This window comes from Lacibacter sp. H375 (assembly GCF_037892425.1).
Classification (GTDB): Bacteria; Bacteroidota; Bacteroidia; order Chitinophagales; family Chitinophagaceae; genus Lacibacter.
The window spans coordinates 4,170,419-4,187,184 of the sequence record NZ_JBBKTT010000001.1 but is presented as its reverse complement, the minus strand read 5'-3'; the positions used below and the strand labels follow the sequence as shown (position 1 = coordinate 4,187,184).

At 40.8% G+C, this 16,766-nt stretch carries 19 protein-coding genes; 10 read left to right on the top strand and 9 right to left on the bottom strand.

The window, feature by feature from the left end:
• The first annotated feature begins 76 nt into the window (after nucleotides 1-76).
• Entirely contained in the window at nucleotides 77-601 is a 525-nt protein-coding gene (locus WG954_RS17905) for a hypothetical protein (protein WP_340438180.1), read from the top strand.
• Between the two features lie 3 nt (nucleotides 602-604).
• The gene (locus WG954_RS17900) at nucleotides 605-1,531 is read left to right on the top strand and encodes a class I SAM-dependent methyltransferase (RefSeq protein ID WP_340438179.1); all 927 of its coding nucleotides are present in this window, start codon (nucleotides 605-607) and stop codon (nucleotides 1,529-1,531) included.
• A 62-nt stretch (nucleotides 1,532-1,593) separates the two neighbouring features.
• Here the strand turns inward: WG954_RS17900 and WG954_RS17895 are convergent, their stop codons facing one another.
• Complete coding sequence (locus tag WG954_RS17895) at nucleotides 1,594-2,880, bottom strand: hemolysin family protein (protein WP_340438178.1); 1,287 nt, start codon at nucleotides 2,878-2,880, stop codon at nucleotides 1,594-1,596.
• 65 nt (nucleotides 2,881-2,945) lie between these two features.
• Nucleotides 2,946-3,614 carry a phosphatase PAP2 family protein gene (locus WG954_RS17890; RefSeq protein WP_340438177.1) on the bottom strand — a complete coding sequence of 223 codons (669 nt, stop codon included), beginning with the start codon at nucleotides 3,612-3,614 and terminating at the stop codon, nucleotides 2,946-2,948.
• Between WG954_RS17890 and WG954_RS17885 the strand changes: the two genes are divergently transcribed.
• Nucleotides 3,606-5,585 carry an LTA synthase family protein gene (locus tag WG954_RS17885; RefSeq protein ID WP_340438176.1) on the top strand — a complete coding sequence of 660 codons (1,980 nt, stop codon included), beginning with the start codon at nucleotides 3,606-3,608 and terminating at the stop codon, nucleotides 5,583-5,585. The two genes, WG954_RS17890 and WG954_RS17885, sit on opposite strands and share 9 nt — an antisense overlap.
• 2 nt (nucleotides 5,586-5,587) lie before the next feature.
• Here the strand turns inward: WG954_RS17885 and WG954_RS17880 are convergent, their stop codons facing one another.
• The gene (locus WG954_RS17880; RefSeq protein ID WP_340438174.1) at nucleotides 5,588-6,349 is read right to left on the bottom strand and encodes a class I SAM-dependent methyltransferase; all 762 of its coding nucleotides are present in this window, start codon (nucleotides 6,347-6,349) and stop codon (nucleotides 5,588-5,590) included.
• Nucleotides 6,350-6,376: 27 nt separating this feature from the next.
• Entirely contained in the window at nucleotides 6,377-7,111 is a 735-nt protein-coding gene (locus tag WG954_RS17875; RefSeq protein WP_340438173.1) for a rhodanese-like domain-containing protein, read from the bottom strand.
• 40 nt (nucleotides 7,112-7,151) lie between these two features.
• Here WG954_RS17875 and WG954_RS17870 point away from each other — a divergent pair, with 40 nt between their 5' ends.
• Nucleotides 7,152-7,664 carry a GtrA family protein gene (locus WG954_RS17870; protein ID WP_340438172.1) on the top strand — a complete coding sequence of 171 codons (513 nt, stop codon included), beginning with the start codon at nucleotides 7,152-7,154 and terminating at the stop codon, nucleotides 7,662-7,664.
• Nucleotides 7,665-7,733: 69 nt separating this feature from the next.
• Here the strand turns inward: WG954_RS17870 and WG954_RS17865 are convergent, their stop codons facing one another.
• Nucleotides 7,734-8,204: a DUF456 domain-containing protein gene (locus tag WG954_RS17865; protein ID WP_340438170.1), complete on the bottom strand. Its 471-nt coding sequence runs from the start codon at nucleotides 8,202-8,204 to the stop codon at nucleotides 7,734-7,736.
• 165 nt (nucleotides 8,205-8,369) lie between these two features.
• Between WG954_RS17865 and fbp the strand changes: the two genes are divergently transcribed.
• From fbp to WG954_RS17835, 6 genes are all read left to right on the top strand, one after another.
• Complete coding sequence (gene fbp / locus WG954_RS17860; RefSeq protein WP_340438169.1) at nucleotides 8,370-9,377, top strand: class 1 fructose-bisphosphatase; 1,008 nt, start codon at nucleotides 8,370-8,372, stop codon at nucleotides 9,375-9,377.
• Nucleotides 9,377-9,844 (top strand): GNAT family N-acetyltransferase, encoded by a 468-nt coding sequence (locus WG954_RS17855; protein WP_340438167.1) that lies wholly within the window; start codon nucleotides 9,377-9,379, stop codon nucleotides 9,842-9,844. The genes fbp and WG954_RS17855 overlap by 1 nt, the downstream gene beginning before the upstream one ends.
• A 23-nt stretch (nucleotides 9,845-9,867) precedes the next feature.
• Nucleotides 9,868-10,629, top strand: a complete 762-nt coding sequence (locus tag WG954_RS17850; protein WP_340438166.1) for an ABC transporter ATP-binding protein — start codon at nucleotides 9,868-9,870, stop codon at nucleotides 10,627-10,629.
• A 20-nt stretch (nucleotides 10,630-10,649) separates the two neighbouring features.
• Nucleotides 10,650-11,405: a BamJ family beta-barrel-assembly machinery protein gene (gene bamJ / locus WG954_RS17845; RefSeq protein WP_340438164.1), complete on the top strand. Its 756-nt coding sequence runs from the start codon at nucleotides 10,650-10,652 to the stop codon at nucleotides 11,403-11,405.
• 80 nt (nucleotides 11,406-11,485) lie between these two features.
• Nucleotides 11,486-12,007, top strand: coding sequence for a YfiT family bacillithiol transferase (locus WG954_RS17840; protein WP_340438163.1), 522 nt, complete (start codon nucleotides 11,486-11,488; stop codon nucleotides 12,005-12,007).
• Nucleotides 12,008-12,091: 84 nt separating this feature from the next.
• A complete protein-coding gene (locus WG954_RS17835; protein WP_340438162.1) occupies nucleotides 12,092-12,640 on the top strand; it encodes an NUDIX hydrolase in 549 nt (182 codons plus the stop codon).
• A gap of 46 nt (nucleotides 12,641-12,686) precedes the next feature.
• Here WG954_RS17835 and WG954_RS17830 read toward each other — a convergent pair whose 3' ends face one another.
• The 4 genes from WG954_RS17830 to WG954_RS17820 form a co-directional block, all read right to left on the bottom strand.
• Nucleotides 12,687-13,991, bottom strand: a complete 1,305-nt coding sequence (locus WG954_RS17830) for a bifunctional folylpolyglutamate synthase/dihydrofolate synthase (RefSeq protein WP_340438161.1) — start codon at nucleotides 13,989-13,991, stop codon at nucleotides 12,687-12,689.
• 36 nt (nucleotides 13,992-14,027) lie between these two features.
• Entirely contained in the window at nucleotides 14,028-15,368 is a 1,341-nt protein-coding gene (locus WG954_RS17825) for an ATP-binding protein (RefSeq protein ID WP_340438160.1), read from the bottom strand.
• Nucleotides 15,369-15,624: 256 nt separating this feature from the next.
• A complete protein-coding gene (locus tag WG954_RS21675) occupies nucleotides 15,625-15,804 on the bottom strand; it encodes a GldL-related protein (protein ID WP_445298461.1) in 180 nt (59 codons plus the stop codon).
• Between the two features lie 5 nt (nucleotides 15,805-15,809).
• On the bottom strand, nucleotides 15,810-16,679 hold the full coding sequence (locus WG954_RS17820) for a hypothetical protein (RefSeq protein WP_340438159.1): 870 nt from the start codon (nucleotides 16,677-16,679) through the stop codon (nucleotides 15,810-15,812).
• Between the last annotated feature and the right edge of the window lie 87 nt (nucleotides 16,680-16,766).

Sequence of the window (16,766 nt, the reverse complement as noted above, 5' to 3'; positions counted from 1 at the left end):
AAAGGTCTCCCTACACGGAATCGGTACTTTTTCGGTTGAGCACCTGCCTGCCCGGCTTGATTTTCCTAACCGGCTGTTGTATCCCCCCGAATTTATTCTTCATTACTCATCATCAGGTACCGGAACTGATGAGCAATTTGAACATTGGCTTCAAAAAGAACTGAATGTGGACAGGGAAGAAGTAAAAACTTTACAACAAAACCTTTCAGCAGAATTTCAACGTACATTGTCTGAAAAAGGGGAAATGACTTTGACTGGCCTCGGCGTTTTTACAAAAGATGAACAGAAACTACTTCATTTTTCGTCGCTTTACGAAGCGGTAAAGGGAAATCCCGTAACTGCAGAAAAGATCATACGTAAGAATACTTCGCATTCTATACTGGTAGGTGAGCAGGAAAAAACAAGCGAGGAGATGACGGAATTACTGACGGGTAATAAGAGGAAACCCCTCAATCTTTGGTGGATGATTGCGCTGGCATTGTTCTTGTCAGCCGTAATAAGTATTTTGCTATTCGCTAATTATTCACCGCAATGGAACAAGCAAGGAAATAACCAGAAGCTGAAAGTAAACGAGGCGCCGCCATTGCATAAAATTCAATAATCCATGACCCAGAAACGAACTGCTCCAATCATGAACCTTCAGCTGATGAGTTATGCCAACTGCCCGGTCTGCAAAAATGAATCAATCAAACCAGTTTTAACCGCTAAAGATCACACAGTCAGTAGTGAAACATTCACCATTGCCGAGTGCGGTATGTGTGGGTTGCGATATACATTAAATGCTCCATCTGAGGATAAGATCGCTCCTTATTATCAATCTTCCGCTTACATTTCGCATAGTAATACTAAGAAAGGCGTGATCAACTTCCTGTATCATGTTGCACGTTTTTTTACCATGATGTCGAAAGAGAAGCTGGTAAAAAAAGCTGCTAAACGCCAGGTGGGGATGTTGCTCGATATTGGCAGCGGTACCGGTACGTTTGCACATACAATGGAAAGAGCCGGTTGGAACGTGGTTGGTCTTGAACCTGATCCGGAAGCAAGAAAGCAAGCCATCAAGAAATACAATTGTGATATTTATCCGTCTGATGAACTGTTTCGTTTACCCGAACAAACCTACAGCGTTATTACCATGTGGCATGTACTGGAACATGTGCATCAGTTAGATGAATATGTTGATCGCATGAAAGATTTGTTGGCGCCAACAGGTAAACTCATTATTGCTGTGCCAAATTATACAAGCAAGGATGCTGCGATTTACAAAGAATTCTGGGCAAGCTATGATGTGCCGAGACATCTTTATCATTTCTCTCCAAACTCCATGCGAATGCTTATTAAGCGCCATGGTATGCAAGTAATCGGTACAAGACGTATGTGGCTCGATAGTTTTTACATTTCACTTCTCAGTGAAAAATATAAGAAAGGATTCTTCTTAAAAGGTATCTGGAACGGACTTGTATCAAACTTCAATGCATTGCTGCATAAAGAACAATGCAGTTCACTTGTGTACATAATTGAACGGGAAGATTGAGCCGGGTATGGGAATGATGGTGTATGAAAATCATTCTCATCATTCATTCATCGGATCAGCGGTTATTCTTCACCAACACCATCGGGCACATGTAGTAATACTTTATCGATGCGGTGACCATCCATGTCGATGATCTCGAAGGTGAATCCTTTCCAGTCGAATTTTTCACCGGCATGCGGAATACGCTCCAGTTCATGTAAAATGAAACCGGCCAGCGTATCAAACTCCTGTTCACCTTCATTCATCCATTCTGTTTTCTCAAAACGTGAAAGGAATTTGTAGAACTGTATTTGTGCATCTACAAGATAGCTGCCATCATCACGTTTTATGATCTCATAATCATCCTGGTGCGGCTCAGGAATATCGCCCACAATAGCTTCGAGAATGTCGTTAAGTGTGATCATGCCCTGCACGCTGCCGTATTCATCAACAATAAATGCACTGTGGATCTTCCCTTGTTTGAATTTCTCCAGTACCTGGTACGCTGAATTATTTTCAGGTACAAACAAAGCAGGCTTCATCAAATCTTTGAACAACGTAAAATCATCAGATACGTACATGTCTTTGATAGATACAAAACCTTTGATAGTATCAAGATCACCATCACAAATAGGATAGATGGAGTGGGGTTGATTAATGATCTTTTCTTTGATGGATGTTTCGTTGTCATTCAGGTCGAACCAGATAATGTCGTTGCGATGTGTCATTAAAGAAGTGATGTTACGATCACCTAAATGAAACACCCGCTCAATAATTTCCTGCTCAGCTTCTTCAATAGTACCCTGTTCTGTTCCTTCGCTGATGATGGCTTTGATCTCTTCTTCAGTTACATGATTATCTGAAACAGTTTTTACATTGAATAACCGAAAGATCAGGTTGGTGCTTTTGTTTAAGAACCAAACCAATGGATGAACTGCTTTTGCAAAAAACTTCATGGGCTTGGCAACAGCCATGGCAATTTTTTCGGCGTTCATCAGACCAATTCGTTTTGGAATAAGTTCACCGAGTATGATCGAAAGAATGGTGACGATCACAACAACTATACCTGTGGCAATTCCTTCAGCATATTCTGCAACCAAAGGAATTTTTTCAAAAACCGGCGCAAGATCTTTCCCAAATTTTTCACCGGAGTACACACCCGTAAGAATGGCAATTAGTGTAATTCCAATCTGTGCCGCAGATAAAAAAACTTCAGGATTCTCAGAAAGTTCGAGGGCTGTCCGGGCACTGCTGCTGCCCTTGGCAGCATACATTTCAAGGCGGGAACGGCGGGCTGAAACCAATGTGATCTCGGCAATTACAAATAAGCTATTGAGAAAAATAAGAACGAGTAGTATAAATATTTCCATTGTTGTCAAAGCGCAAAGATACAATCCTTTGAGCAAGTGCTCTTTTTGTTGAAAATAAGCAACAATCAGTTAACCTGAAGCCCGCCAAATTGTTTGTTGAAAATAATGGCTGTTCTATGACCAATAAACGAGCCTAACAGGGCGCCGCCCAACACATCAATGGGAAAGTGAGCACCAACATAGATCTGTGCAAAACTGACGATCAAGGCCCATGCAAATACCAGCCAGATCCATCGGTTGCTGAACTGTTTCATGCTCATGAACATAAACATGGCCATTCCAAAATGGTTGCTGGCGTGTGATGAAACAAAACTATAACTGTAACTGCAGGGTATCAGCATACGCACAGTTTCCGACGCAATTGGATCAGCACAAGGACGTGGCCTTTCCACAAGCGCTTTTACAACCTGTGTACTTATAAGATCGGTAAGTGCAAACGTGGCAAGAAAAAATAGTATCCACCACAAAGCCTTTGTTCTGAAGTTTATTACTACAAACGCCAATAAAAATAAATAGAGTGGTACCCAAAAATATTGGTTACGGATAAAAGGCATTACTGCATCAAATACATCATTACTCCACTTGTTATTGATGTAATAGAAAAGAGAACGGTCCAATTGTAACACTGACTTCAACATGGTATTGCCAAATATAACAAACCGTTTATGGAATAAACCTTTCAACAAAGGAATTCTTTCTACTTTTGCGCATCGCTTAAGGAAACTATGGGTCATCGCTTTCATTTACCACCAACTTCACGCTGGGTGCTGCGCTTATTTGTCTTCTTCATGTTGCTGTTCAGCCTCATGCGTGTACTTACTTTTTATTCATTCAGACCCGATGGGGTTTCCTTTTCTGATGCAGTTCCATCTTTTTTAATGGGGATGCGCTTTGATTTGCGCTGGGTTTGCATTTTGCTTGCACCGTTGTTAATTGCCGGCAGTTTTAGCCGTTTTTCACCATTTAGATCTCCAAGAACAAAACGTTTCTGGATCATATACCTGGTTATCGTAAGCAGTTTCCTCTTGTTTTTCTTTGGTGCCGATTTCGGGCACTTTGATTACGTGGAAACAAGACTCAATGCAAGTGCGCTCAACTTTATTGAAGATTTTGCCATATCAATGAGTATGCTTTGGCAATCGTACCCATTGTTTTGGATATTCCTGTTATTGTCGTTGATCATTTATGGTTTGTACAGATTTTTTCAACGCAGCCATTCAAAAGTTCATACCATAAAGCATCCGTTTAAGCCAATGCGTACTTTTTGGATGATGTTGTTGTTGATCATAGGTGTTGCGGGCAGCAACCCGGCAAAGCCATTAACATGGAAAGACGCATTTAAGCTTGGCGATAATTTCAAAGCCTACCTGGCTTTAAATCCATTGGAAAATTTCTTTACCACCCTTCGTTTCCGCAAGCCTTTTACCGACGATGGAAGTGCCAAGGTTCAGTTTGATGCTATGAAGGAGTTGTTGCAACTTCCAAAGGAATCAACCATGCTTAATTTCCAAAGGAGAGAAGTGTTTGCGGAACCCGCCAAACCAATGAATGTGGTGTTGGTGATCTGCGAATCGTTGAGTATGTATAAAACAGGATTGAGCGGCAACCCACTTAATACCACGCCCTATTTACAACATTTGGCAAATGAAGGCTTGTTGTTTGAACGTTGCTTCTCTCCGCACTTTGGAACTGCAAGAGGTGTGTTTGCCTTATTAAGTGGTGTGCCTGATGTACAGTTGAGTAAGTTCTCCACAAGAAATATTGAAGCCATTGATCAACATACGATCCTCAATTCCTTTACTAACCATGAGAAGTTTTATTTCATTGGTGGTAACAGCGAGTTCAATAATTTCAAAGGCTTGCTGGTGAACAATGTGAACGGACTTCATTTATATGAAGAAGGTATGTACAAGAGTCCGAAGTTTAATGTGTGGGGTATCAGTGATAAAAATTTGTTTAAGGAAGCCAACCAGGTTTTGTCGCAACAAACAACTCCTTTTTTCAGTATTATACAAACAGCCGATAATCACCGTCCGTTTGTTTTGCCTGAAGAAGATACAGCGGCTGTGGCAGCAAAACAGGTTGATGAGGTCCAGTTGAAAAAGTACGGGTTCGATTCTCAAAAAGAAATGGAAGCATTGTTGTATACCGATTACAGTATTCAACAATTCATGGAGGCAGCCAAGCAACAACCATGGTTCAACAATACCTTGTTTGTATTCATTGGTGATCATGGTGTAAAAGGAAATGCAACAGCATTGTATCCTGATGCATGGACCAATGAGCGTTTGACGGATGAACATGTGCCCTTATTATTTTATGCGCCGGGTTTTATTAAACCGGAAAAGCGTAAAGAAGTAGTGAGCCAGGTGGATGTTTTACCGACCATTGCAGGGTTATTAAATCAGCCTTATACCAACAGCACTATCGGTCGGGACTTGTTGCGTAAACCAGCAGGGAAAGATTTTGCATTCATCATTCATCATGATGAAGCAAAGATCGGCATGGTGAATAATGAGTTTTATTATATCCTTAATATGAATCTGCAAAAGGATACGCTGGTGCCTTTGCATTTTAATGCACCTTTACTCTCCAAAGAAAAATACGAACACACGAAGAAACAAATGGCCGTTGAAACCATTGCTCTCTACGAATCTTCACGCTGGATGTTGCTGAATAATAAGAAGTCGAGTGTTAAACCGTAAGACTACTTCACCTTTTTGGCAATTATGATCAACCTTGGTGAATTGGTTACATGATAGGGCTCAAAATGATAATCACCATACACTTCCTGTACCTGCAGATCATAAAACGAAAACATATCGTTGAAATCACCTAGAGAAAACTTAGCCACTTTTTCTGTGAATTCAAGTGGTTCTTCCAGGTTGGCTTCATCTTCCACTACGATCTTTTTATAAAAATGTGTTTCATCGAGCCAACGGGTAATGTAAAATGTTACACCATCTTTTTGAAATTCACTTTTATACTGCAAATGATTTTCCACGTAATGGGCATTGAGGTAATCGATCACAAATGTACCGCCCGGTTTCAATGATTGTGCAATGGTGCGGATGCCATTATCATGTTCACGACGTGTACGGAAAAATCCAAAACTGGTAAAGAAGTTGAAGGCATAATCGTAATAGTTCATCCGAAAAGGTAGCCGCATGTCATGAACAAAAAACTCCAGCTTATCCGTTTCAAATTGTTTGGCTTCTTCAATGCTGTCTTCGCTGATGTCGATGCCGGTGACTGTGTATCCTTTCGACGCAAGATGAATGCTGTGCCTTCCTCGGCCGCAGGCAACATCAAGCATCATTGCATTAACTGGCGGGTAAAGTTTTGATAAAAGGCGATCGATAAACGCAGCAGCTTCCTGCTCATCACGTTGAAAATATAATTGATGATAGTATGGTGAATTAAACCAGTTACGATACCATGTTTTCTGATCAGTAGAAAGTGCTTCCATTATTTTAATACCTCTCTCTTAAAGTTACTATTTCTTGCTTGTCCAGATATTGTTTAGTTCTTCAGGGGTAAGAACGCCTTTGTAGCGCCAAACTTCTTCACCTTTTTTCAAAAGAATAAAGGTTGGTAAGCCATCCGCATTCAATTGTTTCATCAGGTCGGTATGAATGCCGCCATCTATTTTAAAGAATGTTATCTCTTTGTGCTGCGCCAGGAATGCATTTACAATCGGCTCCATTTTGCGACAGGGCGGGCACCATTCTGCACCAAAATCTACAAGCACATATTCCTTACCAGCGATCTGCTGTAGATATTCCGCAAACGTAATCTGTTTTACATCAGCCATTCCTTCAATTGGTTTTCCATTGCGCTTCCAACCGTTGAAACCGGCTTTTAATTCTACTACCTGCGTATAGCCATTTGCTCTTAGCCATTCTGCAGCTGCACTGCTGCGGGGACCGCTCAAACAATAGATGTACACCGGTTTTTGTTTGTCAAGAGCTGAAGTGCGGTCCGCAAATTCTTTTTGATCGTTCCAGTTTGCCTGTAATGCTTTTTTAATATGGCCTGTACGGTATTCGCCGGCAGTTCTCACATCAAGCAACTGTACATCGGCTTGCTCCAGACCTTTTTCAAACTCATCGGCAGTCACTTCTTTGCCCGTTTGGGCACCACTGTTACAACTCAGCAACAAAAAGAGTACAGATGCAACCAGTAAACGCATATCATTTTTTTGCAAAGCTACGCTCAAAACTGCTTTCATAATTATCAAAAACCGATGTGTGTTAACGAGTAGTAAACTAATGATCAAATCTTTACCTTTGCCGCCTCTTATGATCAACAGCGTTGTTGCTTTTATTCATGCAGTGATCGATTGGTTCTATCCGCCATTCAAAAAAATCATGCCCACACAAACCTTCAGGTATGCGGCATGTGGTGGAGGCAACACAGTGCTTGATATTCTGTTGTTTTACATTAGCTACAATTTTATTCTCAACAAGGAAATGGTGCACACGCCGTTCATGACGGTTAGTCCGCACATTGCAGCTTTTCTCATGTCGTTTGTTATCACGTTCCCGGTTGGTTTTTTTCTAAGCCGATATGTAGTGTTCGAAGGAAGTTCAGTCCGTAAACGGGAGCAATTGCCAAAATACATGATCGTAGTGGCAGGTGCTATTTTGCTGAATTATTTTTTTCTGAAAATATTTGTGGAAACCTTTCACATGTATGCCACACTAGCGAAGATCTGCACCACGTTTTTTGTTGTGGCATTCAGCTATTTTTCACAGAAGTATTTTACGTTTAAAGTGAGTTGAGTTTTACCGCAAAGTCGGGAAGACGGAAAGAAAGCTTTTGTCTATTCACGCTCCGCATCAATAGATATTTTAGATGCTTGTTAGAATGTAATACAGCATAAAAAAGCAAATCACGAGTTTCAAAAAGCTACCTGCAAGAAAACCAACAAATGAACCCAACGCAGCTTTGAATGCAATGTTTGAGTTTTGTTGGGCAATCATTTCTCCAATAAAGGCACCCACAAAAGGACCGATAACAATACCCCACGGTCCCAGCCAGAATGCGGCCAAAAAACCAAGCGTACAACCCCAAACTCCATACTTTGTTCCACCGAATTTTTTGGTGCCCCAGATGGGAATTACATAATCAAGAATAAGCGACACGACAACAATGGCGGCCCATAAGAGGAGGAAGTTGGTTGAGAAAGGTTTGTCGTCTCGAAGTTGCTGCAAAAGCAAGCCCACGTAAGCAATAGGTGGGCCGGGTATGAGTGGCAAAATACTTCCGGCTATTGCTACAATGGTAAGTATAACTCCAATGATGATCCAGATCCATTCCATTGATTAAAGATAGCAAAACCGAAACGATGTGTTTTAACTGATGCAATGAAAACGGAACTGTGAAACGAGCGTGGCAAGAGGTGATGCTATTTGCCGCACAGCAGGATAATTCATCTGCCTTAAACCCTTACTTTTGCTTACAACGATAACGCTTAAAACAACCTTATGAGTATAGACAGAAGAGTATCCACGCTGGATGAGTTTACCATTCAGCAGCTACGCAACTTTCCACAGGCAACCGGTGAGTTAAGTAGTTTGCTTCGTGATCTTGGTCTTGCAGCGAAGCGTGTAAATGTGGAAGTGAATAAAGCCGGGCTTGTAGATATTTTGGGCGATCATGGTAGTATTAATGTGCAGGGGGAAGATGTGAAGAAACTGGATATTTATGCAAACACGCAATTTATGAAAGTGTTGCAGCATGGTATCAGTTGTGCAGGTATTGGTAGTGAAGAGATGGATGATATTGTTGTGTTTGATGACGAGATAAGCAATAATGCAAAGTATGTGGTGATGTTTGATCCGCTTGATGGCAGTGGTAATATTGATGTAAACATTTCAATTGGTACAATCTTCAGCGTGTATCGTCGTGTGAGCGAAAGAGGAAAGCCTTGTACTAAAGCAGATTTTCTGCAAACAGGACGCAACCAGGTTGCAGCAGGTTATATGGTTTATGGAAGCAGTACCATGATGGTGTATGCAACAAGAAGAGGTGTGAATGGTTTCACACTCGATCCATCCATTGGTGAGTTTTGTTTGAGTCATCCTGATATTAAATGCCCGCCTGACGGAAATATTTATTCGGTGAATCACGGTAATTTTTTCCGTTACGAAAAAGGAGTGCAGGAATACATCAATGCCTGTCAGAAAAAAGATAAAACTAACGGAGGCCCGTACACGCAACGCTATATTGGCAGCATGGTGGCCGATGTGCACAGGAGTTTGATCAAAGGCGGCATCTTTATGTATCCAGGCACTGTTGACCGGCCACGAGGTAAACTTCGTTTGGCTTATGAGTGCAATCCATTCGCTTTTATTATGGAAGTGGCGGGAGGAAGAGCAACTGACGGAAAAATTCCAATCCTTGATGTACAGCCAACAGAACTGCATCAACGTGTGCCCATGTTCATTGGCAGTAAGAATATGATGGATGAACTGGAGACCTATTATAAGTAATGGTTGAGATTATTTCATACAGAGATGAGTGGCATGATGCTTTCAGGCAATTAAATCTTGAATGGCTTGATAAGTTCAATTTGTGTGAAGAAGCTGATATGCTTGTGTTGAATGATCCACAAGGAACGATATTAGATAAAGGTGGTGCCATTTATTTAGCAAAGGCTGGTGATGAAATTGTTGGCACAGCAGCATTAGTTCCGGAAGGACACAATGTATATGAACTGGCGAAGATGAGTGTAACCGAACAGTGGCAAGGCAAAGGCATCAGTAAATTATTATTGGAAAGCTGTTTGCAGAAAGCCGAAGAGTTGAGTGCTGTGAAGATCGAATTGTTTTCGAACCATCAATTGAAGAATGCGTTGAAGCTGTATGAAAAATATGGTTTTGAGTATATTGAAATGAAAGACTCGCCATTTGAGACAGCTGATATTAAAATGGAACTGAATTTAAAACACACGAACTAAAGTTTCTCTTACTTACGAATAAGATGCAGGAAAAAATTATAGAGGTCAGGAATTTAGTGAAGAATTACGGCAGCTTTAAAGCTGTGAAAGGCATCAGCTTTGATGTGTACGAAGGCGAGATATTTGGCTTGCTGGGCCCCAACGGCGCTGGTAAATCAACGACGCTTGAGATCATTGAAACTTTGCGACAAAAAACAAGTGGCACTGTAACTGTAAATGGATTTGATCTGGATACACAGGCGAATGATATTAAACAGATCATTGGTGTGCAATTGCAAACTTCAGGTTATTATCCGGGCTTAACATTGGTTGAATTGATTCAGCTCTTCAGCGGATTGTACAACCGCACTGTTGACCCAATGGCCTTGCTGAAAACAGTGAACCTCGAAGAAAAAGCCAAAGCAAAATTTAAAGAGTTGAGTGGCGGACAGAAACAACGTTTCTCTGTTGCTACCACACTCATTAACGAACCCAAGATTGTTTTTCTCGATGAACCAACAACCGGTCTTGATCCTCAGGCGAGACGGAATCTTTGGGATCTGGTGCGTAACATCCAGGCAAGAGGAACAACCGTGATCATTACCACACATTACATGGACGAAGCTGAATATCTTTGCGACCGTGTTGCCATTATCGACAGTGGAAACATTGTAGCGTTGGATTCGCCTTCAAAACTGATCGATCAATTGCTTGGAACAGGCTTTGAACGACCAAAACAAATGAAGGCGGCTAATTTAGAAGATGTATTTATTTCATTAACCGGTCATGCCTTGCGTGACGAATAATTTTTTAATCAATTAATCACATGCGTATTCTATCTCTCACAGTTTTATTATTATCCTTTGCAGTTGCAAGTGTTGCACAAAGCACAAAACCACCTGTTAAAAAAACAACTACCACCACAAAGCCAGCAACTAAACCTGCTGCTAAGCCGGCAGCACCCAAGCCATTACTTCGTAACGGACTTGATAGTTTAAGTTATGCCATTGGTTTAAACATTGGCGGTAACATGCAGGCACAGGGCATAGAGAACATGAGCTATGTTGCGTTGAACAAAGGAATTGCTGATGCGTTGAAAAATAATCCAAATCCATTAATGGATGCTAATACTGCAAATATGACTATACAACAAAAATTACAGGAGTATATGGCAAAGAAAAATGCTGCTGTAAAAGAAGAAGGAAGAAAATTCCTGGCAGAAAACAAAAAACAACCCGGTGTTGTTGAATTGCCAAGCGGAGTTCAATACAAAATCATCACGCAGGGTACCGGTATTAAACCATTGCTGGAAGATACCATTGTTGCTCATTACAAAGGAACACTGCTTGATGGTAATGTGTTTGATGAATCTTACGGACGTGGTCAACCTATTGTTTATCCGTTAAACCAGTTAGTTGAAGGCTGGAAACAAACATTGGTATTGATGCCTGTTGGCAGTAAGTGGCAATTGTTTATTCCAAGTGAGTATGGATATGGTGAGCGTGGCAGCGGAATGATTCCCGGTGGTGCTACGTTGATATTTGAAATGGAATTACTGGATGTAAAGCCAGTTAAGAAATAAACGAAGGTTCATAGTTCAGTGTTGCTAGCTGTTTGTTGAGCAGATCTGCATGAACGATGAACCATCAACAATCAACTATTATGGATTTACGTTATCCCATTGGAGAATACGAACCAGCTCCTTTCAGTGAAGCATTGAAAGAAGAACGTTTGGCTGATATTAAATTTTTGCCTGGATTGTTAGAACAGGCCATTGAAAATTTAGATGAAGCACAGTTGAATACTCCCTATCGTGATGGCGGATGGACAGTGAGGCAGGTGGTGCATCATGTAAGCGATAGTCATCTGAATGCATTAAGTCGTTTGAAGTTTACATTAACAGAAGATAACCCTACTGTGATGGGGTATGATGAAGTGAAATGGGCTGAAACAGCTGAATACATATTGTTACCTGTTAATGTATCCCTCACGATGCTGCATACAATTCATGCCAAGTTGCATGCTTTGTTTTCAAGCCTAACTGCTGAACAATGGACGAGAACTTATGTTCATTCCCAATCAAAAAAGCAATTTGATCTTTGGTATTTGCTGGGCACGTATGCATGGCATGGTAAACATCATGTGGCGCATATTACCTCATTACGTGAGAGGAAAGGATGGTGAGAAAAGTTCATGGTTCATAGCTGATGGTTCATAGCTTGAAGCATGTTTTACGGTGAACAATGAACCCTTAACAATGAACCAATCATGAACTGGAAAACGCTTTCTTCAAAATATCTTTTTACTGATAACTGGCTTACACTTCGGGTTGATAAATGCGAACGGCCAGATGGAAAAGTTATTGAGCCATACTACGTGTACGAATTTCCTGATTGGGTGACAGCTGTTGCGTTAACAAAAGAGAATAAGGTTCTAGTGGTGAAGCAGTACCGTCATGCATTAGGTCAAACCATTCTTGAAATTCCCGGAGGATGCGTTGATAAAACAGACGTTGATTATGAAGCAGCCTGTGCACGTGAGCTGCTTGAAGAAACAGGATATGAGTTTGAGAAGATCGAGTTTCTCTGCAATACTTCTGCCAATCCTTCCACCAATAATAATCTCATGCATGTGTACCTCGCAACAGGTGGTGTAAAGGTAAAAGAACAGCAATTGGATGAAGCAGAAGATATTGAAGTATTGCTTTTTTCAATCGATGAAATAAAACAACTCATCCGTGAAAAAAAGTTCATCCAAAGTATGCACGTAACAGCATTGATGTATGCATTGGAAAAGTTGGGAGAACTTAAATTCTAATGCGATCTCTGATCTCTGATGTAGGATTTATGATTTGAAAAATTGCCTATTTGCTTATCGCTCCTGCATCAACTTCTCCAACAAGAAATACACTTCCGCAAACTAAGATCAAATCATCTTTTCTTGCATGTTGCAAAGCAGTGCTGATCGCTGCATTAACGTTTTCAAATGTTTTTCCCTTGAGATCGAATGCAAATGCTTTCGATTGAAGCTCAGCTTCAGGTAATGCTCTTGGTATATGTGCTTTTGTAAAATAGTAGGTTGCCTCTGTTGGCAATAAACCCAACACCTTTTCAATTTCTTTATCTTTTACCATACCAATGATGATGTGCAGCCTGTTGTAATTGCTCTCAGCAAGCTGAGTAACAATTTGCTTTACACCATCTTCATTATGTCCAACATCAATCACAACAGTTGGCTGTTCATGAATAACTTCCCAGCGGCCATGCAAGCCATTGATCTGTTTGCTTTTTGCCAAGGCTGTTTGGATATGTTCTTCTGAAATTTCCCAGCCTTGTTCCTGCAGTTGACGGACAGATGAAAGAACTGTGAGAATGTTTTTTGTTTGATAACCACCGGGTAAATCAAGAGTGTATTGAAAATGACTTTTTGTTTTCTGCTCTTCCACATTAACTACCAACTTGTGATCAATTGTTTTTTTGCCGGTTACATTGAATTCATTGTATGCAAAATGTAAAGGAGCCTGCATTGCATTTGATTTCTGCTCAAACACCGGTTTAGTTTCTGGTAATGTTTCTCCAACTACAACAGGAATATGTTGTTTAATGATCCCGGCTTTTTCATAGGCAATTTTTTCAAGTGAATCGCCAAGTAAATTCATATGATCCCAACCAATGTTGGTGATGATAGATAATTCAGGAGTGATGATGTTGGTGCTATCCAATCTTCCGCCGAGTCCCACTTCAATCACAGCAATATCTACATTCTGTTGTTTGAAATATTCAAAGGCCATAGCAACGGTGATCTCAAAAAAGGAAGGTTCAATTTCATCGATCAATGGTTGTACCCGTTTGGTGAAATCGATCACATATTGTTCGCTGATCATTTCTCCATTCACTTTAATACGCTCTCGAAAATCGTGCAGATGAGGAGAGGTGTACAAAGCCGTTTTGTAACCGGCTGTTTGTAAGATAGCAGCCAACATATGACTTACAGAACCTTTTCCATTTGTGCCGGCAACATGAATGCTTTTAAAATGATTGTAAGGATTATCCAAGGCTTCACACAAGGCAATGGTGTTATGCAGATCTTTCTTAATGGCAGCAGCACCAATACGGCTGAACATGGGAAGCCGGGTAAAGAGATAATCGATCGTCTCCTGGTAAGTCATGTCGCAAAGATAGAAGTTGCATGCACTGTTTGTACATCAGGCACGTGGTAATGTAAAAGCAAATGTGCTGCCTTTACCCAACTCGCTTTTTACATGAATATTGCCGCCGTTTTTCTTGAGAAATTCTTTGCAGATCATCAATCCCAAACCGGTTCCTGATTCATTGGAAGTTCCTTTTGTTTTGAAATGTTCATCGCCAAACAATTTATTCTTTGCTTCTTCACTCATGCCTGTGCCTGTGTCGCTCACCAGCACTTCTATCAGTTCTTCATCTTCCTTTACATCAATCATTACTTCACCTTCTTTTGGTGTGAATTTAATGGCATTGCTGATGAGGTTGCGCAATACCACTTCAATCATTTCCTTATCCGCATAAATATAAACGGGTTTTTCTGCTTTTGTTTTCAGGTAAACCTGTTTATTTTCTGCCTGCAGACGAACAACCTGTTGCACATCCTGGATGAGTTTGTTCATATCGATCAATTGTGGCGAAACTGATTCACCTTTCATTTGGCTTTTGGCCCATTGCAACAGATTCTCCATCAGGTCGGTTGTGTAATGAAGATCTTTTACCACATCAGGGATCAATACTTTTATTTCTTCTGCCGGTAGATCATATTGCTCCACACTTTTAAATAAGTTACGTAAGCCATAGAGAGGTGTGCGCAAGTCATGAGAGATCACAGAAAATAATTTCGACTTCAGATTATTTAACTCCGCCAGTTCTTCTTTCTGTTTTTCGATCTCCTGTGTATAACGGTAGAGTTCTTCGTTACTGTTTAATATCTCAGCCTGGTAATCTTTGTTTTCTTTTTTGATCAGGAAAAGGCCAATGAATATCAAAGCAACTGAAAGAACATGATTGAATACATAGAACGGATAGTTGATGTCCCGCATTACAAATTCATAGTTCTGCTCCACTATAAATACTGCAAAGTAGCTGATGAGTGAAAAGCTGATCGCTAATAATATCAACCGTAGCTTTTGTAAAAAGAAAACGCCGAATACAGCATAGAGGATAAAGAATAATTCAATGCCCACGTCAATACTATCCATGTACACCAATGAAGTAATGGCAGGATACAAGATAAAATACCAAAGCATGGCAAAGTTGTAACGACGGTAATAGTTCGCAATCAATACAACCAAACTAATAAATGCAGGCGCTGCTGCAACAACCCAAGCAATAAGTGGTAAATAACCATTGTTAAGAATAGCTATTAATGGAATAATGATCCCTGTAAGTAAACCTATAAAATTAAGTGTGTTGAAAATGCCTAAGCGACGGGCTGCGTAACCATCAAGGTCTTCTGTGTAACCAATCTTTTTGATGCGGCTGATGGCATCAGACAATAACGATAACCTAATCATCTTCATGATCCTGCGTTTTTAAAGGGAATAGATAATAACTGAGGGTGTTTTGATCAGTGTCAGCTGGCTGTTAGGAGAAGTTCGAAGGTTACGGCATAAACATACGTAGGAAACATACGAGACGGATGTTCTGTTTATCTTTTATGCGTAAATGGTAAAATAGATGGATGAAGAGAGATGGTTCTGGTGCGATAAGACGGAGTAAAAAGAAAACGCATCGTTACGATCACAGATGATGGCGTTTAGTGAGTGCAAGATTATGTTACTTCGACTTTACCAAAACGTACATTGCGTATACGACAGCAACTGCCTGTAGTAGCATGCCGGCCGTTAAAAGAATGTCAGCAAAACTCATGTGAAGGATTTTTGACCACGCACCAAAAATGGTAACAAGTGATCCGCATAAGAAAAGAAGTAAGGGGTACTTGAATAGTTTCAACATATAGTTTAATCGTTCACTTTAAAATTGAACTGCACAGTTACAGTAGACTCTTGTCCACTTTTATCAAACTGAATATTACGCAGGTATTCGATGATGGCATTTGCATATGCCTGGCTAACTGAAGTTGAACGTGGCCCAATACGTACAAATGTACCACGACCTTCAGCCGATACTTTGATCACTGCATAGATCGTTGCTTTTTCAAGATCACCAGCGAATGAATAATATTTAATGATCTTACGGTTGCCGCTGGTTACTCGTGGTCCACCACCTGAACCTGTGCCGCCATTGCCATTGTAATTATCGCTGTTGGGGTTGCCACCAGCTTTACCCTGATCGCCTGTTCCACCGGCAATACCCTGGTTACGGCTGTTGTTATATGTATCAGAATTATTTCCACCTGTACCTGTGCCACCACCATAAACTGCTTTTGGTTTAGGAGGAGCTGGTTTAGGGTTTACAACTGTTGTTGTTGCAGGTTTCGTAGTTGCAACAGGAGGATTTTCTTTTGGAACAACCTTGGTTGGCTTGGTTACTTTAGACGGTTTATTTACTTCAGGAGCATCTTCTTCATCACGCTCACTCAATTCTTTTTCAGTTTCATCAACTGCTGCTGCTGCAATTTGTTGTTGAGGAGGTGTAGTGGTTGTTTCAGGAATGGCTTCAGGAGCAGGTTCGTCGGGGATCAATGGTTGCACATCGCCAAAACCAATATCACTATTACCAAGATTAACCTCAATGCCTTCTTCAACTGCCGGAGGTGTTGGCCCCGTCATGGCAATGGTGATCACAAAAAACAAAACCAGCAACACCGCATGCACCACGAAGGTGATGGCTGCCGCTTTATAATTTTTCTGTGTGTCTGCTGATTGCATGGCTGAAGTTTGATTCATCGAATTTAGCTCTTTTACACCTAACGATGGAAAACCATGCCACATTGCATAAGAGATGTGAAGCTTTTA

Bases quoted from the DNA above. Each gene is read 5' to 3' on its own strand.
- WG954_RS17900 (WP_340438179.1), top strand. From the start codon at position 605: ATGACCCAGAAACGAACTGCTCCAATCATGAACCTTCAGCTGATGAGT.
- WG954_RS17895 (WP_340438178.1), bottom strand. From the start codon at position 2,880: ATGGAAATATTTATACTACTCGTTCTTATTTTTCTCAATAGCTTATTT.
- WG954_RS17885 (WP_340438176.1), top strand. From the start codon at position 3,606: ATGGGTCATCGCTTTCATTTACCACCAACTTCACGCTGGGTGCTGCGC.
- WG954_RS17890 (WP_340438177.1), bottom strand. From the start codon at position 3,614: ATGACCCATAGTTTCCTTAAGCGATGCGCAAAAGTAGAAAGAATTCCT.
- WG954_RS17880 (WP_340438174.1), bottom strand. From the start codon at position 6,349: ATGGAAGCACTTTCTACTGATCAGAAAACATGGTATCGTAACTGGTTT.
- WG954_RS17875 (WP_340438173.1), bottom strand. From the start codon at position 7,111: ATGAAAGCAGTTTTGAGCGTAGCTTTGCAAAAAAATGATATGCGTTTA.
- WG954_RS17870 (WP_340438172.1), top strand. From the start codon at position 7,152: ATGATCAAATCTTTACCTTTGCCGCCTCTTATGATCAACAGCGTTGTT.
- WG954_RS17865 (WP_340438170.1), bottom strand. From the start codon at position 8,204: ATGGAATGGATCTGGATCATCATTGGAGTTATACTTACCATTGTAGCA.
- fbp (WP_340438169.1), top strand. From the start codon at position 8,370: ATGAGTATAGACAGAAGAGTATCCACGCTGGATGAGTTTACCATTCAG.
- WG954_RS17855 (WP_340438167.1), top strand. From the start codon at position 9,377: ATGGTTGAGATTATTTCATACAGAGATGAGTGGCATGATGCTTTCAGG.
- WG954_RS17850 (WP_340438166.1), top strand. From the start codon at position 9,868: ATGCAGGAAAAAATTATAGAGGTCAGGAATTTAGTGAAGAATTACGGC.
- bamJ (WP_340438164.1), top strand. From the start codon at position 10,650: ATGCGTATTCTATCTCTCACAGTTTTATTATTATCCTTTGCAGTTGCA.
- WG954_RS17840 (WP_340438163.1), top strand. From the start codon at position 11,486: ATGGATTTACGTTATCCCATTGGAGAATACGAACCAGCTCCTTTCAGT.
- WG954_RS17835 (WP_340438162.1), top strand. From the start codon at position 12,092: ATGAACTGGAAAACGCTTTCTTCAAAATATCTTTTTACTGATAACTGG.
- WG954_RS17830 (WP_340438161.1), bottom strand. From the start codon at position 13,991: ATGACTTACCAGGAGACGATCGATTATCTCTTTACCCGGCTTCCCATG.
- WG954_RS17825 (WP_340438160.1), bottom strand. From the start codon at position 15,368: ATGAAGATGATTAGGTTATCGTTATTGTCTGATGCCATCAGCCGCATC.
- WG954_RS21675 (WP_445298461.1), bottom strand. From the start codon at position 15,804: ATGTTGAAACTATTCAAGTACCCCTTACTTCTTTTCTTATGCGGATCA.
- WG954_RS17820 (WP_340438159.1), bottom strand. From the start codon at position 16,679: ATGCAATCAGCAGACACACAGAAAAATTATAAAGCGGCAGCCATCACC.